The 14,411-nt window shown below is 69.1% G+C and carries 19 protein-coding genes; 18 read left to right on the forward strand and 1 reads right to left on the reverse strand.

Features of this window, described 5'->3' with window-relative positions; genetic code table 11:
• The first annotated feature begins 201 nt into the window (after positions 1–201).
• Together A7B18_RS19970 and A7B18_RS19975 are read left to right on the forward strand one after the other, a co-directional pair.
• Complete coding sequence (locus tag A7B18_RS19970) at positions 202–702, forward strand: phospholipase D-like domain-containing protein (RefSeq protein WP_102128437.1); 501 nt, start codon at positions 202–204, stop codon at positions 700–702.
• The gene (locus A7B18_RS19975; RefSeq protein WP_102128438.1) at positions 696–1,658 is read left to right on the forward strand and encodes an AAA family ATPase; all 963 of its coding nucleotides are present in this window, start codon (positions 696–698) and stop codon (positions 1,656–1,658) included. The genes A7B18_RS19970 and A7B18_RS19975 overlap by 7 nt, the downstream gene beginning before the upstream one ends.
• Before the next feature lie 891 nt (positions 1,659–2,549).
• Here the strand turns inward: A7B18_RS19975 and A7B18_RS19980 are convergent.
• Positions 2,550–2,729 (reverse strand): hypothetical protein, encoded by a 180-nt coding sequence (locus A7B18_RS19980; protein WP_146009617.1) that lies wholly within the window; start codon positions 2,727–2,729, stop codon positions 2,550–2,552.
• Positions 2,730–2,796: 67 nt separating this feature from the next.
• On the opposite strand from A7B18_RS19980, the gene A7B18_RS19985 reads away from it, so the two are divergent.
• The 16 genes from A7B18_RS19985 (at position 2,797) to A7B18_RS20055 (ending at position 14,200) form a co-directional block, all read left to right on the forward strand.
• The gene (locus A7B18_RS19985; protein ID WP_146009618.1) at positions 2,797–3,120 is read left to right on the forward strand and encodes a hypothetical protein; all 324 of its coding nucleotides are present in this window, start codon (positions 2,797–2,799) and stop codon (positions 3,118–3,120) included.
• 771 nt (positions 3,121–3,891) lie between these two features.
• The gene (locus A7B18_RS19990; protein ID WP_102128441.1) at positions 3,892–4,200 is read left to right on the forward strand and encodes a hypothetical protein; all 309 of its coding nucleotides are present in this window, start codon (positions 3,892–3,894) and stop codon (positions 4,198–4,200) included.
• 164 nt (positions 4,201–4,364) lie between these two features.
• On the forward strand, positions 4,365–5,240 hold the full coding sequence (ssb, locus tag A7B18_RS19995) for a single-stranded DNA-binding protein (RefSeq protein WP_102128442.1): 876 nt from the start codon (positions 4,365–4,367) through the stop codon (positions 5,238–5,240).
• 128 nt (positions 5,241–5,368) lie between these two features.
• Complete coding sequence (locus A7B18_RS20000; RefSeq protein WP_102128443.1) at positions 5,369–5,737, forward strand: hypothetical protein; 369 nt, start codon at positions 5,369–5,371, stop codon at positions 5,735–5,737.
• The gene (locus tag A7B18_RS20005; protein ID WP_102128444.1) at positions 5,731–6,276 is read left to right on the forward strand and encodes a hypothetical protein; all 546 of its coding nucleotides are present in this window, start codon (positions 5,731–5,733) and stop codon (positions 6,274–6,276) included. The genes A7B18_RS20000 and A7B18_RS20005 overlap by 7 nt, the downstream gene beginning before the upstream one ends.
• Before the next feature lie 85 nt (positions 6,277–6,361).
• On the forward strand, positions 6,362–6,601 hold the full coding sequence (gene mazE / locus A7B18_RS20010; RefSeq protein ID WP_102128445.1) for a type II toxin-antitoxin system MazE family antitoxin: 240 nt from the start codon (positions 6,362–6,364) through the stop codon (positions 6,599–6,601).
• On the forward strand, positions 6,598–7,026 hold the full coding sequence (locus A7B18_RS20015) for a type II toxin-antitoxin system VapC family toxin (RefSeq protein WP_102128446.1): 429 nt from the start codon (positions 6,598–6,600) through the stop codon (positions 7,024–7,026). The genes mazE and A7B18_RS20015 overlap by 4 nt, the downstream gene beginning before the upstream one ends.
• A gap of 124 nt (positions 7,027–7,150) precedes the next feature.
• Complete coding sequence (locus tag A7B18_RS20020; protein WP_102128447.1) at positions 7,151–7,417, forward strand: hypothetical protein; 267 nt, start codon at positions 7,151–7,153, stop codon at positions 7,415–7,417.
• A 51-nt stretch (positions 7,418–7,468) separates the two neighbouring features.
• The gene (locus A7B18_RS20025; protein WP_102128448.1) at positions 7,469–8,110 is read left to right on the forward strand and encodes a hypothetical protein; all 642 of its coding nucleotides are present in this window, start codon (positions 7,469–7,471) and stop codon (positions 8,108–8,110) included.
• Positions 8,111–8,375: 265 nt separating this feature from the next.
• Positions 8,376–10,205 (forward strand): PcfJ domain-containing protein, encoded by a 1,830-nt coding sequence (locus A7B18_RS20030; protein ID WP_102128449.1) that lies wholly within the window; start codon positions 8,376–8,378, stop codon positions 10,203–10,205.
• Between the two features lie 259 nt (positions 10,206–10,464).
• On the forward strand, positions 10,465–11,331 hold the full coding sequence (locus A7B18_RS20035; RefSeq protein ID WP_102128450.1) for a hypothetical protein: 867 nt from the start codon (positions 10,465–10,467) through the stop codon (positions 11,329–11,331).
• A gap of 80 nt (positions 11,332–11,411) precedes the next feature.
• On the forward strand, positions 11,412–11,573 hold the full coding sequence (locus A7B18_RS22150; protein WP_180970271.1) for a hypothetical protein: 162 nt from the start codon (positions 11,412–11,414) through the stop codon (positions 11,571–11,573).
• Between the two features lie 530 nt (positions 11,574–12,103).
• Positions 12,104–12,643, forward strand: coding sequence for a hypothetical protein (locus A7B18_RS20040; RefSeq protein WP_102128451.1), 540 nt, complete (start codon positions 12,104–12,106; stop codon positions 12,641–12,643).
• A gap of 345 nt (positions 12,644–12,988) precedes the next feature.
• Positions 12,989–13,321 carry a hypothetical protein gene (locus A7B18_RS20045; RefSeq protein WP_102128452.1) on the forward strand — a complete coding sequence of 111 codons (333 nt, stop codon included), beginning with the start codon at positions 12,989–12,991 and terminating at the stop codon, positions 13,319–13,321.
• Positions 13,318–13,641 carry a hypothetical protein gene (locus A7B18_RS20050; protein ID WP_102128453.1) on the forward strand — a complete coding sequence of 108 codons (324 nt, stop codon included), beginning with the start codon at positions 13,318–13,320 and terminating at the stop codon, positions 13,639–13,641. Before A7B18_RS20045 ends, A7B18_RS20050 begins: the two co-directional genes overlap by 4 nt.
• Positions 13,642–13,681: 40 nt before the next feature.
• Complete coding sequence (locus A7B18_RS20055; RefSeq protein WP_102128454.1) at positions 13,682–14,200, forward strand: hypothetical protein; 519 nt, start codon at positions 13,682–13,684, stop codon at positions 14,198–14,200.
• Positions 14,201–14,411 lie beyond the last annotated feature (211 nt).

Below are 14,411 nucleotides of genomic sequence, written 5' to 3' on the forward strand. Positions count from 1 at the left end.
CTTCGGGCTGGTCGTGGGTGGAGCGGAGGGTCAACAGCTCGGGATCGGGGAGGCAGGACTGGAGGTCCATGCCCGAAGTATCCGCACCCGGCGGCCCGCGTCACCAAAAGCGAGGGAGACCCATGTTGAAACCGCCACCGTCACTATCAGGGCGCCGGGATCGCGCCTGGCCAACCTGGGCCGCGGCCACCATGCAGGGGTATGCGCAGATTCATTCCCCTGATGCTCGCCTGGGCGGCGAGCACCGGCACCGCCCAGACCACCACGCTGAACGAGGTCACCCAGGCCCTGCACCGGGCTCAGCGCCAGGTGATCGCCTACCTCCCCGACCTCCAGGCACAGATGCTGGCGCAGGCCCTTAAGGAGGCAGCCAGCCGCCGGGTTCACGTCTACCTGATCACACCCCGGCGTGCTCATCTGCGGCCCGGCTCGTTCCTCCCCAGCGTCGCCCTCGCCAACGCGGAGCAACCGCCCCTGCCGCTCGGCTACCACTTCGGTGACCTGGATGCCCCGCCCCTGGTCATCGTGGACAACCGGACCCTCTACCTCGGCGCGGGTCTCGCCGACGGCTCCTCGGCCGTGCGGCGCGGGACGTCGGCTGAACTCACCCGGGCGCTCACCGCCAGCACGAACGTCATCAACGCCTCTCCGAATATCCCCGCCCGGGTGCTGATCAAGGAAAGGTACGGCCTGGCATGGTGAAGCCTTTTCCCGTCACCGACCTCACCACGCCAGCCGAGTACGCGGCGGTGCAGGAGCGCTTTCCCGAGGAACTCCGGCGAATCATCGCCCCCAACCTGGTGGAAATTGACGAGATCATCCTCGACCTGAACCAGCCCCTGAGCGTGCGGTTCGGAGGGCTGCGCATCGACTACCCGCTGGTGCTGGACCCGGTGCTGTTCGGCCGAATTGACACCGAGATGCAGTCCGGAGTGACCAAGGGCTGGCGGGCGGACGGACGCATCGGTATCCCCGGGACCTTGCACCGGATCAGCCGCGAGACCAACCTCCAGGGGGCCAGCGTGATGATCACCGTGCGCATCGGCCGAGCCCTGATCGGCGTCGCCGAGCCGCTGCGCGAGGTCATCCAGGATGCCATCGACCGGGGCGTGGGCATCGCCATCATCGGGCCGCCCTTCGTCGGGAAGACGACCCTCCTCAGGGACATCGCGCGCATCATGGCCGAGCGGTTGGGCCGCGGGCTGATCATCATGGACACCAGCAACGAGATCGGCGGGGACAGCGACCTCGCTCACTGGATCATCGGCAAAGCCCGGCGAGTCATCATCGGGGACCCCCAGTTACAGGGTGGAAAGTACGCGCGCGCGATCGCCAATGCCGCCCCTCAGGCCCTGCTGGGTGACGAGCTCGGGTACCGGAACGACATCCCGATCATCGTCGAGAACGCCCCGCGTGGAGTGCCCATCACCGCCACCCTGCACGGCCGGGACATGGTGCGAGTGGTGAAGAGCCAGAAGCTCTGGCCGCTGCTGGGTATCCGGGACGGCCGGAAGCTCGACCCCAGCACCTTCGCTATCGCCATCGAGGTTCTGGACCGCGGCCACTACCGGGTCCACACCGACTTCGACCGGAGTATCGAGGCCCTGCTCGACAACGCCACCCCCACCGAAGGTCTTCACGAAGTTCGCGTCGCCTGAACCCGAAGGCCCTGTGACAACGGGACGTGCCATGCGTCCCGTTGTTCTTCTTTTCCAACCTCGGGCCCCTCCACGAGGAGCCGTTCCCTTGCTGCAAGGAACACCGGAGGCGCGCTCCAAGAACACAAGTACCAAGTCCATCCTCGTCTCTCACCCGACGGCGCGGTTCCAGCAGAGACATGGCGGTGCTGGTCTCCCGGCACAACTCCCTGTTCGAGTTCCTTTCTCACACAGAGAAACTCAGACAGGGCGACAGGTCAAAGGTGGGGGGTCTGTGGGTGATTCAGCTTTTTCAGAAACGAAACGTTCCCCCTCCTGCACCGCCAGCCTCCACCCCGCCCGAAGCACGTGCCCGTGCTCCTCTTTTAGCTTCAGACCGCCCTATTCCTACCTCAAAACACAAAGCACTTGAAAACTTCGACCAAAATCACTCAAACTTCTCATTCTCGTGAGCGGGTGAAGCGAAGAGCGGAGGGTTCATCGAGAGAAGCCTGCCCATGCTAAGCCCCCTGATGCCAGCGGTAAGGGCAGGAGAACGTTCCTTGAAGAAGCGCCCCAAGACCCCGGGACGTGTTCGGCAGTGATGCGAAAACACGCCGGGGGTGCCCTGGAGGAAGGGGCTTTGATGGCCTGGAGGAACCGAAGTCTCCTGCACCGCGAGAGGGTCACGGCCAGCCCCGCCGGATCGCCGCCAGTGCCGATCTGCCTGTGACAGCCTCCATGCCAGGCCACCTGGCTCGGGCATCACCTTGCCCCACCGTCGGTGCCCGAGCAGCCCTCCCCCGTCCTTGTGCCCCTCTCGTTCACGACAGGGAGCGGGCGGGCGACGCTCCGTGTTCGCGCTCTGGCCCGGCGGGACCCTCGCCGCTCAGGCGGCGCGCTCACTCCATCTCATATCAGGAGGAAAGCGAGATGGTGAACACCCGTTGCCTTACCTATGTCAGTCCCAAAACTTCGCAGCACGAGGAGGGTCGGGGCGAACTCCAGGCTCAGGTCGAGGCGGCCCTCCAGGTCCTGCGTCTCGCCGAGCAGCTCGGTCCCCGTCCTCGGAAACCGCGCGTCCGTGTTCACCTGCACTGATGCTCCACCCGGGTTCCGCCTGTCCCCGGGACCCGGTCCACACCCCTGACCTGAAAGAATGCCCATGCTGCATCTGCTGCTCGGCAGCCTTCGCAAGGACGCCCGGCTCCTGCGTTGGCTCGCCACCATTCTCCCTCCCGCCCTGCTGCTCGGCTTCGCCTTGCGGGTCAGTCGCAGGGCCCCGCCCGACGCGGCGCAGGTCTGGTTCTCGCTGCTTGCCACCCTGCTGTGGGCCGTGCTGTTCCTGCTCGCCCGCCGTTTCGGTCCGGCCTTCGACACCCGCACCGGCACCCGGTTGATGGGGACTCTCCGGGTCGTCCTCCTCCTGCTGTTCGTCATGCAACTGATCCTGTTGCTCGGCACCCTCTTCCCCTTCGCCTGACCTCCCCGGTCCCGAACTTCAGCAGCACCCAAGCGAAGCCACCCAACGTCCGGGACGACGGACGACCTGCGACCCCTGATCCTCAGCGCCGACCAGATGTCCCCACCCTGACCAGCGACTGGGCGTGGCAGGTCGGGGAGGTCCCATGCCGAGCCTTTCCCTTTTGCGTGGCCCGGGAGGACCCTCGCCTCCCGGGCGGCGAGGCAGGCATGGCCCTCCTGCACTTCCTGCTTCGCCGCTTCGGCCACCGGGTCCCCGACCCCGTCCTCGTGACCTGCCCCGACTGCCACGGAGAGGGCGACCTCCTGGTGGACGACGGCCGTCGTGTTCATCGACCCCGACACGGGAGCGGCCGAGGTCGAGGTCGGCCAGAACCTGGAGACGTGCACGACCTGCCACAGCTCCAGTCGGACCTCTCTCCGGACACAGCTCGTGATCCGCACCGCTCACCTCGTCAACACAGATCGCTGGTGGGACCGGCACGCCAAAGCCTGACCTGCGCTCGTCAACCCGGCCGCCGAGCGGGGAGCCTCCACGTCTTTTTTAATGGCGGCTGCACCCGGGCGGAAGGTGCAGCCGCTTCCGCTCACGTCCGGCAGAGACGCTGGGCTGCCCCGCCAGTTCCACCAGCCTCCACCCTCACCCGCCGGGCAGCGGGTGGGCCAGCCGCATGACCACCAAACGCATCCGCCACAAGGGCAAGAGGAAGTTCCCTCGTCCCCTCACCCGTGAGCAGAAACGCGAGCGGAAGTATCCGAGCCGGAGGTACGTGTGAGGCCGCCCGTCCTCCCCCAAGTCGCCGGCACACCCCCCGCCGGCCAGGCCCTGCTGACCCACACGCTGGCCCTGCTCGACCTGCTCGACGTCCTGCGGCCCAACCTGGAACGCACCCTGTGCGTCGACCTGATCATCACCGGTCCCGCCGTGTCGGCCCACACCACCTGTGAACTCGCCCGCCTGGCCCTGCAGGATGCCGACGGACTCCCTGCCCATCCCCAAGTGCCTGCGCTGACCGCGCACGTCCGCCGTCTGCTAGGCGCCCTGCTCGCCTCGCCCGCCCCTCACGGTCTCGTCGCCTGAACACGCCCTGACGTGACCAACCTGACCCGCACCCACGCTGGAGGACGGGCACGGTCAACCCTCGCGTCCACTGCAGAACGGGCAGCCATCCCTCGCCCGGAGACCGCACCGGGCGAACCACCGGCAAGGTTCACCGGTGCCGCCGCGCACCAGAAGGAGTCCCCATGAACAAGGTCCTGATCATCGCCGCCCTCGCCCGCGATCCCGAACTCCGCTACACCCCGGGAGGCACCGCCGTCCTCGATCTCACCCTCGCGGGCGAGCGCCACATCACGGGCAGCGACGGGCGCGCGCACGTCATCCCCTTCTACGAGAACGGGCAGGCGCTGGGCAAGTACGCCGAACATCTGGCCGAGCGCGGGTATCAGGCGGGCGACGTTCTGGTGGCGGACGGGCAGCTCGATTACAGCCAGTGGGAAGCGTCCGAAGGGGGCAAGCGCAGCGCCCTGCGGGTGCGCGTCACGGGGACGGTGCGCCAAGCGGACGGAGACTTCGAACTCATTCAGGATGGCCGGGGCGGGCAGCGACTCAGGGGCGGCTTGAACCGGGCCACGGTCATCGGGAACGTGTCCGCCGACCCCGAACTGCGGCACACACCTGCCGGTGACGCCGTGCTCGGTCTGCGTCTGGGCGTCAACGAGAAGTACAAGGACCGTCAGGGCCAAGCCCAGGAGAAGACGCACTGGGTGGACGTGACCCTATGGCGCGACCTGGCCCTGGCTCACCAGGGACTGCGCAAGGGTGACCCGGTCCTGGTGGAGGGCGCACTGGTGGACGAGTCGTGGACGGACCGCGACGGGCGTGGGCGCCGGACCAAGAAGGTGGAGGCGGACACGGTGGTCCCCCTCAGCCGGGGTGCGGGCACGGGGACCTCCGGCACGCCAGCTCCGGCGCGCGAGCAGCGGCAGCCGGTCGCTGCCTCGGGGACTCGCGCGGCCAGCTCTCAAAACGCCGCGCCCGCCCCGACCCGCTCTGGGAGGCTGGACATCGATCAGGGGCTGGAGGACTTCCCGCCCGACGAGGCGCCCCTGCCGTTTTGAGCCAGCTCGGGGGAGAGAGGCGTTCTCTCCCCTGTTCGTCTGGAGCATCCACCTGCCGTCCCCATCGCCCCCGGCGGGGTGCCCCTAAGGAACCCTCGCCCGGGAGAACGCCGGGCGCAAAGGAGCGCATGAACCTGTCCCTGAAGCTCGGCGAGGGCGTGAACCTCGACCTCCGTCTCGGTGAGATCGCGGCGTCCCTCATCACCCCAGAGGCGCTTGCTCTCGCGGCGCACTTGGAGGACGCGGCAGACGACTCCTTCACTCTGTTCACCTGCGGGCCCCTGGTTCTGCCGCCCTCCGGCGGCGTGATCCGTCTCAGCCTGGAAGCTCCGGAAGAGGCGGACCAAGCCCTCACGCTCTCGGTTGGCGAGGCTCTCCACGCCGCCCGCGTCATCACCTCGGCGGCCCGGACCCTCCACGGTATTCGTGCCGGACGGCGGTCTGGCCGGGCGCGCGTGGGCACCACCTTCAGCGGGCAGAGGGCCGGGACATGCTGAGGTTCCTGCATGTCCTCGCCAGTTTCCTCACGCCCGCCTTCGAGGTCGAGCAGCAGTTCCCGCCACGCTGTGGCGAGCGGCGCAGCCTCCACGTCACCCACCGGCCGGGCGCGGGGTACGCCGTGTTCGAGACCCGCACCGACGAGGCGCAGGGGGAGACGGCCATCGACGCCGAGACCTTCGAGGACGGCCTGACCCGTCCCCAAGCCCTGCGTCTCGCGGCCCGGTCCGGAGCTCGCCCCGAGACGGCGGCCGCAGTGCAGGCGTCCCGCTCGGCCCTCGTTCCCGCGCCCGTTCCTCTTCGGCTGGAGGTGCACGGCGACCTCGGCGTCGTCACCCTGCATCTGCACGAGCACCTGGACCAGCCGGGCTTCCTCGCCGCGTTGGAGTGGGCCCTCCGGACCACCGACGCCGCGTCCTACCTCGCCCTGATCGGCCGGGAGGGAGAGCAGGAACTGGCCTGGCAGGTCCTCTTCGAGCGGGTGCCCTGGGGTCGGGGGACGGTCCGCGAGATCGAGCGCCTCACCGCCCACCTGTGACCCGGAAGGGCAGACCTTTCCCGGAAGGACCTTCGCCCGGAACCTCACCGGGCGTGTACGCGCTACCATGACCCTCGGAGGAAGCATGACCAAGGTCGCCGTGACCGTCGACGCGCAGGGACGGCTCACCCTGCCCCCCGAGGCGCAGGCCCGCCTCGCCCTCAAGCCCGGGCAGACCGTGGTCATCGATGTGGATCTCCCCGTCGAGGAGACGCCGGTCGGCGAGGGCGAGAACCCCTTCCTGCGCTTCATCGGCAGCCTGCCCCCCCTGGCCGAGGACAGCCGCACGTACTACCGACGTGAACGGGGGCACGAGGACCCTTGACCTGCATCGATACCAACGTGCTCAGCGCCCTGCTTCGTGAGGAGCCGGGCGCTGAGCGTCTGGCGGAGGTCCTGTGGAGGAGCCGCCAGCAGGGGGAACTGTTCATCCATGTGGGCGTGTACGCCGAACTGCTCGCGGCCCCGGGCCAGACCCGCGCGGGGGTCGACCACTTCCTGAGTGAGACCGGCGTCCGGGTGGACTGGCACACGCCCCCGGACGTCTGGTTACAGGCCAGCGCGGGCTACGAGGCGTACAGCCTGCGCCGCCAGCGCAGCGGAGGCGGCCTGCCACGTCGGCTGCTGCTGGACTTCGTGATTGGCGCGCACGCGGCCTCTCTCGGTGCGGCGCTGCTCACCCTCGATCCACAACATTACCGCTTGGCCTTTCCGGGACTGGCCTTGCCTGATCTGACCTCCGACACCTGATTCTCCAGGGGAAGCCGCCGCGCTTCCCCCTTTTTCGTGGACGGCTGGTGGTGCTCCGGCAGAACCCTCGCCCTGACGGGCGGGACAGGCAGCATGAAGGAGTTCGACTTCCACCTGTTGCGGTATGCCGAGGCTCAGGTTCGGGTCACCCGCGCAGATCCTCGTTCAGGGCCGTGACATCCACGACGCGATGGACCGCGCCGCCCTGGCCCTGAACGTTCGCGCCCGACTCGCCCCGGACGTCCTGGTGTTCACGGTCGTGCAGGGCCCACGGCAGGAACAGGTTCGTCCCGGCGATCTCCTGGTCGGGGGTGGCCTCACCGCCCGCGTCCTCTCCCAGGGCGACTTCAGGGACGCCGCCTTCATCGGTCGAATCCTCCTGCTGCACTGAACCTCGCGCTGTCCCCCGAGCGGGTCAGCTCCCCACCACAAGGGATGCACCATGAACGAAGGCATGATCAGTGGTTGCGTCGTCCGCGTCGAGGACAAGACCCAGACCTTTCCCGCTGCCATCGTCACCCTGGCGGGCGAGACGAGCCGAGTCAGCAAAGCCCTAGTCTTTTTCGAGCAGGTCCGCGTGACCGGAGACGTCGCCGTGAAGGCTCTCCAGCTCGAACCGGGACAAGCCGTGCTCTTCGACCGGGCGGCGGTCGAGCAACTGATCTGGACCGACCGGCAGACTCAGGAACCGCGCGCGCAGATCGTGACCCGGGGCCGCTCCTTCGTTAAGCTGCAGGGGGTCCGCACCCGGCGCCAGGGGGAGCATCTCATCCTGGAGAATGCGGTCAACATCTTCACCCTCCGCGGGCGGCTGGCGAAGAAGACCGAGACGCGCCGGGCAGGGGTGTTCGGCGAGGTGACGGAGGCCCTGGTGACGCTGAACCTCCCCGTCAAGTCGGGCGCGCCCGAGACCCGCCCGCACTACCTGAAGGTCGAGGCCTGGCGGGAGACGCCGCTCAGGGGGCAGCGCAGCGGCGCCCTGGTCATCACGCAGGTGCTCGTCAAGACGGATGCGAGCATCATCAGTGGAGAGAAGCGGTACTTCACCGTGCTGGAGGAACGCTCGAGCAGCGTGATGGCGTGAGCTGGCGGCATGAACGCGTAAGCACCGGAGGTTGCCGTGATCGGCCCTCACCCGTGAACAAGCCCGTCACCTCCAACCCGGCTCACGGTCCTCGACCGGCGGTTCACGGCGCTGCTCCACCACGCCCAGCCGTTCTGACCTCCCACGCCCGGGGCTGAACGGGCAGCCTCTCCATTCCGGTGCCTCCAGACGCTGCGGGAGATTCCGGAAGGACGGGCAAGGCACGGGGCGGCCCCTCTCCGTCCGGGGCCGGAGGAAGTCGGGCATGTCCGAACAGGCCACGCCTGCCCCCAAGCCGCAACACGAACTGGACGTGCTGTACGCCCGGCTCGCCGAACGCAACGCCCACCTGTTTCCCGGACGGCTTCAGGTGCCCCGCGCCGCCCGCACGTGCGTCAAGGGTCCCGCCGCGCTGGAGCGCGAGATTCGGGCGTTCGGACAGTTCCAGCAGCGGCACGAGGGGAGGAGGCGGGTGCTGTGGACCGTGCTGGACGCCTGCTCCCCCAGCGAGCCCGAGTGGGAGGGCGTCGTCTGGATTCGGCACGCCAGCGGGCTGAAGGAGCGGGTGCCCATTCGTCAGCATTCCGCGTTGCAGGCGGCCGTCCCGGGGACCGGTCAGCCCGCCGACCTGAACGAGGCGGGAAAGGCGATCTTCGAGCAGTTTGTCCAGCCGCGCCTGACGCCCGAGCAGGCCCGGAGCGCGTTGAAGGTCGGCTACGGCCGCACCTGTGTTCACCGGATGACGGCCCTGCGGCACCACCCCTTCACACCCGGCGTCCGGGAGTTCTACGAACTGCGCACGGAGTACTCGGTCAGCACCCTCACGCCCCGCACCGGGCAGCACGCTCCGGCGAAGTACTGCCGCTTCACCTGCATCCAGACCACCACGCGGGTGCAGCGCCGGGGCCGCGACCTGCTGCTGATCCAAGGCGGGCAGGTGCGGAACGTGAAGTACGGCCGCTTCGATCCGGCGGGCCTCACCCCGGTGGTGTGCCGGGGTCTCCAGGCGCTTGCATGGGAACTGGCGCGGGAAACCTGCTGCGCTGGGGAACTCGCGCAACTCCGCAAGGCCTTCGGGCCGGAGGACCAGCCCCTCACCACCGAGCGGCTGGGTCGCTTCCTGTTCGCCGTGCAGCACCCGGACTACCTCAACGTGCCCGCGCTCATCGAGCACATGCAGCTCAGCACCGGGCGCGAGTACCGGGCGTGGTTGAGGCGCAGGCCGGGCGCGACCACCCTGCTGCGCGAACTGTGCGGCTCCCTGCCCCGCGGCGTCCGGCCGCTCCTCGCACGGCTGGACGTGCTCACCCTGGCCGCGTCCCTCCACCGCAGTGGCATGAGGTCCGCGGACCTCAAGGCCCAGGTCCTGAACGCTTACGCGCCCGCCCTGCGCGCGCACCGCTGCGGTCCACCGTTTGATGCCCGTTGGTACGTCGAACTCGCGGGCGGCGAACAGCAGGCCGCCCGGCGGCTGATCCGCACCTTCCGGAAGGGGCATGCCGTCTCCGGCCTCGCGCTCCTGCTCGGCGACACGGAGCGCCTGTGGCAGGACGTCCAGGTGGCGCAGCCGGGTTACCGGCCCGGGCGGGGCCAGCTCGACCCGCTGGCCCTGCACGACCACCTGGCCCGGCTGCATACCCGCATCCGGACCGAGAACCGGCCCATTCCCAGTGGCACGGACAGGCGGCTCTCTCACCTCGACGCCGACATCCCTCACGCGGCCCACGGCACGCTCCACTTCCGCCGAACCCGGGAGACGCACGACCTCATCCACGTCAGCGAGACCCTCCACAACTGCGTGTCGAGTTACGCCGGGGCGGCCATCCGCGGCGAGGTCGTCATCGTCGTCGCCCGAGACGGGCGGGGCACGCCGGTGTACTGCCTCGAGGTGCGGGGACGTGCCGTCCACCAGTTCAAGCGCGACCGGAATCAGGGCCTGAGGGATCAGACCGACCTCGCGGCGGCGTTCGGCTACCTTCGTCAGGCGCGCCTCGGCATCCGCACACACGATCTCGCACCGCTGTGCCACCATCCCGGCCTGCCCCAGGAGGCCGTCTCCATCCCTGAACCCGAGCCGGACGACCTCCCCTTCTGACGTCGAGCAGTTCGGGGTGCCCCGGAAGGAGGAGGCGTCGGTGCGAGAACCATCCCCGACATGGTGGGGCCGACCCTCGCCCGCTGGGTGGGAGCCTGGGTTGCTCCCACATTGAGGACTTCGGAGCCAGAGAAGCCACAGTCACCCAGCGCGTGTCCCTCACCCTGCCGGGTGCCCGTGGTGCATGCCGACTGGAATTCCTGTCCTGCACGCTGTCTACCAGCGCCGTCTCTCCGCCGACGCCAGTACGCTCCATCTGGTGGCGCTGGTCACGACCACCGACGCGGAGACCGCCTTCGACCTGACCAACCACGGCGGACGACAGGACACCTGGATCAACAATCCCGGCGTCGTCCCGCTGGACCTGGGAGGCCGCAGCAGTGGCGTCCACGACGTTTTCGTCGGAGACCAGGAAGCGCTGCTGTACCTGGGAGCCGGGACGACCATCCTGGCGCTCCCCACCCGGGCGGTCAACGTGACCGTGCTCCTCGCGCTGCCGAGCCGCCTCGTGTGGGCTGACGCGCGTGTCTGCCTGCTTGGCGAGACCACGGACGAGGCCCTGCGGGCGGAGTTGTCGCGTCCCGAGGTGGCGCGGCGCCTGCTCGCCGAACTAGAGGGCGAACCCGACCTCCCCGGCACCCCTCGGGTGATCGTCCAGGGAGCGTTGACGCAGGCCGCCAAGCTGCTCTGCGGCCTGCGCTCGCAATCCGAGCTGCGTGCCCGGCTGGACGCGCTGCCGGACCACCAGGCCAGGGTCGATGTCATGGCGGCGGCGCTGGCGATCAACGGGGTGGCCGCCGGCGCGGAAACGCTGGCCCTCGCGCGGGCGGTGGTCGACGCCCGTCACCTGACCTCCTTCCGCGAGGCCCCGACGGCCACCGCGCGGCTGGAGACGTGGCGCTTTGTGGATGTGGACGGCCGCCCGGTTCTCGCTGGGCGCGTCTTCGACCCTCCGGAGGCCCGCGTCGGGGAGCAAGTCGTCACGGGCCCAGTCCGAGCCCTGCACGGCACGGTGGCCCGCACCTCGTCCCGGGTCTACGCGCTGGGCGAACCTGGAGACGAGGACGCGGCGGCGCACCTGCGGACCCTCGTGCGCCTGCTGGAAGCGGAACGGGGCGAGCGGTGAGGGTGCCCCGGAAGGAGGGGCGGCCGGTGCGAGACCTCCGGGCCGCGGCCCGACGCGCGAGCGGTGAGGGAGCCTGAGCCGTGCCACGCACGCCCAAGACCGCCGAGCAGGCCAGCCGCGACAACGCCGCGAAGTTCAACCGTCTGCACCTGGAAAAGATGCCCCTCTGGCTGGGCGCTGGCATGGCGACGGAACCGCAGGCCGCTGGCGTCATCCGGGCCCGCAAGGAAGATCACCAGTAGCGGCTGTGGGCGCAGGGCCCTGGGCGCATGGCGGAGCTGGAGTCCCGGCACGCCAGGGAGGCTGAAGCCTACCGCCGCGCCCTGAAGGACGCCGCTTAGGAGGCGTACCGCGAGGCTCTGCTGAAATTGCGGTACCTCCAGCAAAGGTATGCCAGCATGCACTGCCCTACAGCCGCGTGTAATCCCTGGCACACCCTCTCGCGAAAGGCGGTGCCGGTGGCGTAGTGGCGGGCTGTCGAGGGCCAGGTCAACCCGGCCTCCGCGCAGCAACACCGGGCGCTGGGCCGCATCAAGGCACACCTTCAGCGGTCACGCGAGCGGGCGGGAGTGCAGCCATGACTGCCGTGGGGAACGCGTGCCGACGATCTTGACCGGGAGAAACGAGACGCGCTCGGTGCCGTGGGCGACAGGAAGACGATCCAACCCGGCTGACCCGGGACAGCGACCGTCCGACCTTCGTCGCCCGGAGAGGTCTGATCCGTGCCCTTCACGCCCGGTGGGTCCCTCACCCGGTGGGGTGACCCGGGAACATGACCGAGCCGCAGCCTCCGGAACGGACGACCTACCGGGTCGGCGAACCCTTCCACCCCGACGTGACCGACTGGCCCGAGGGGCAGCAGTTCGAGCTGCGCTTCGGACTTCCCGGGCTGCTGCTCTTCTACCCCAACCCCAGGCCGGACGAGATCCTGGCGGTGGCCCGGCGGCACATCAGCCTCGCCCTCTTCGCGGAGGCCGACCAGCTGCTGCTGCTGTACCAGGTCGGCGCGACCGAATGGGCCGAGGCGGCCTTCACGCCCCACCTGGCCGGACCCGACTTCGTGCTGCCCGCCGTGGATCGGGAACTCCCCATGCCGGTCTTCCTGATCGACGCGAACACCGGCATCATCGCGGCCCTCTGTGCCGTGACGTTGGAGCGCCGCTTCGTGGAAGTTCTGCACGCCGCACTGACCCGGCAATTCGCCTGGCCCTGGGACGAGGCGGCCTATGACGCCCGGCTGGCCGGGTTGCGTGGACGCTTTCCCCACCCGGGCGACCTGCTGGTGCGGGCGCAGGTCCTGCAACAGGCTTGACCCTCCCTGCGGCAGCGGGGGCCAGTGCCCCGTGCCCCACGTCCTGGATGAGATCACCTCTCCCGCCGCCGCATCGGGGAGGAAGACCAAGCCTCTCCTCTCCCCTCTCCCCCGCCGCATGCGGGGGTTTTGTCTTGGCATGTCACCTCTCGTTCCGAAGCCCGCTGCCAGAGGTAGCCTCCCGATCTCCCCGTCCTCAACCAGCTCCGGCATGGAGTGGCACGACTCCCCACAGCAGGTCCGGTCTCACGTTGCCCGGCAGCGAGGGCCGGTACCGCGTTATCCCGGACAGGACCAGCCTCGATCCGTCCTCGACCTGCGGATGCACCGGCAGGAGGTGCGGGCATGAGCGTGGGGAAGAACACGAACAGCCCAGGAGCACCGCGAAGGTGGCGTGAACTTGCCTGGCAGGCTCAGCACCACCCCGCCTTCCTGGGGTACCTGTGGCGCGACCTGGACGAGGCGAGCCTCGCCCTGACGCTGGGGGCAAGGCGCGTGACGGTGTGGCAGCTCAAGCTGTGCCTCCTACCCCAGGGTGAGGCGGACGTGCGCGCCGTGGAGGCGCACTTCGGGTTGGCGGATGGCCGCCTGGGGGCCCTGCTGGGGAAACAGGGCGGGTCCTTTCACGGTTCGAGCATCGCCCCGCAGGTCATGATGTCGATTGGAGGTACGTCATGACCATCTCTCGCTCCGCGGCTCCCCTCCTCCGTCCTCGCGCCTGGCGCCTGAATGCTGACGGCGCCCTGGTGGCTTTCCTCCTGATCGCGGGCGCCTTCCTCGGACAGCCCATGCTGCTGATGTCCCTGGGCGTGATCGCCGTGCTGGGGCTCCACCACGTCCTGCCAAACGCCACGGCCGGGCAGAAGGTCGCCCGAATGCTGCTCTTCTCGCTGCTGGCCTTGGCTGCCAGCGTGCTGGTGACGGGTCTCCTGGGCTGCGCGGTGGGCCTCCTGGTTTTTGCCGGGACGCTCGCCGTGGCGGGTGCGGTCACCGGCTGAACCGGCGCCGTCCAACCTGACCCGTGGCCACACTGCGGGCATGACGACGCCATTTACCCCCGAGCATCAGCTCTATGTCATCCAGAGCCAGGGGACCCCGGTCACGCTACTCGCGTTTGCCGGGTATGTCCTGGCCGGTACGTTGGTGGGCCTGAGCGTGCGCGACCCGAGCTTCGAGACATTGAACACCGGCCTGATCTCGCTGGCCCTGCTGGCCGCCGTGGTCAACGGGGCGCTGACCCTGGGCCTGTTTCCCTGGCTGTTCACCGGGTTGAGCCGCTGCTTCGGCGCCGCGACGGAACGGCACGAGGTTCGCGCCATCACGGCCCTGAGCCTGGTGCCGGTCATCCTGGCCACGCTGCTGAGCCTCGTGGTGGGGCTGGGCGGGCCGCTGGCGGTGCTGGGCAGCCTGGTTGCCGGGAGCGTGTTCGTGCACGGCCTGTCGCTCGCCAACGGCGTGACTTTCAGACAGGCGCTGCGTCACACCCTGGTGGTGTGGGTGGTCCTCATCTTGGGGATCATCCTGCTCAGCGCGGCCCTGGGCACGCTCCTGACGTAAGGCTGAGTCCTTCCCGATGTTTCGTGGAAAGGGTGCCGCCCCTGCCGGTTGTCCGGTAGGGGCGGCACCTTCGTGTTGCTTCTTCTCAGGAGTTGCACCTCGCATAGCGCAGTGAATAGCCGTGCTGGCGGAGAAATTCCGAGTTTCTGCTGAACGTCAGGAGCAGGCGGTTCAAATGAACGTCTGGCATGACCGTCATCAGTGCCAGAGC

The sequence above is a fragment of the Deinococcus planocerae genome (assembly GCF_002869765.1).
Classification (GTDB): domain Bacteria; phylum Deinococcota; class Deinococci; order Deinococcales; family Deinococcaceae; genus Deinococcus; species Deinococcus planocerae.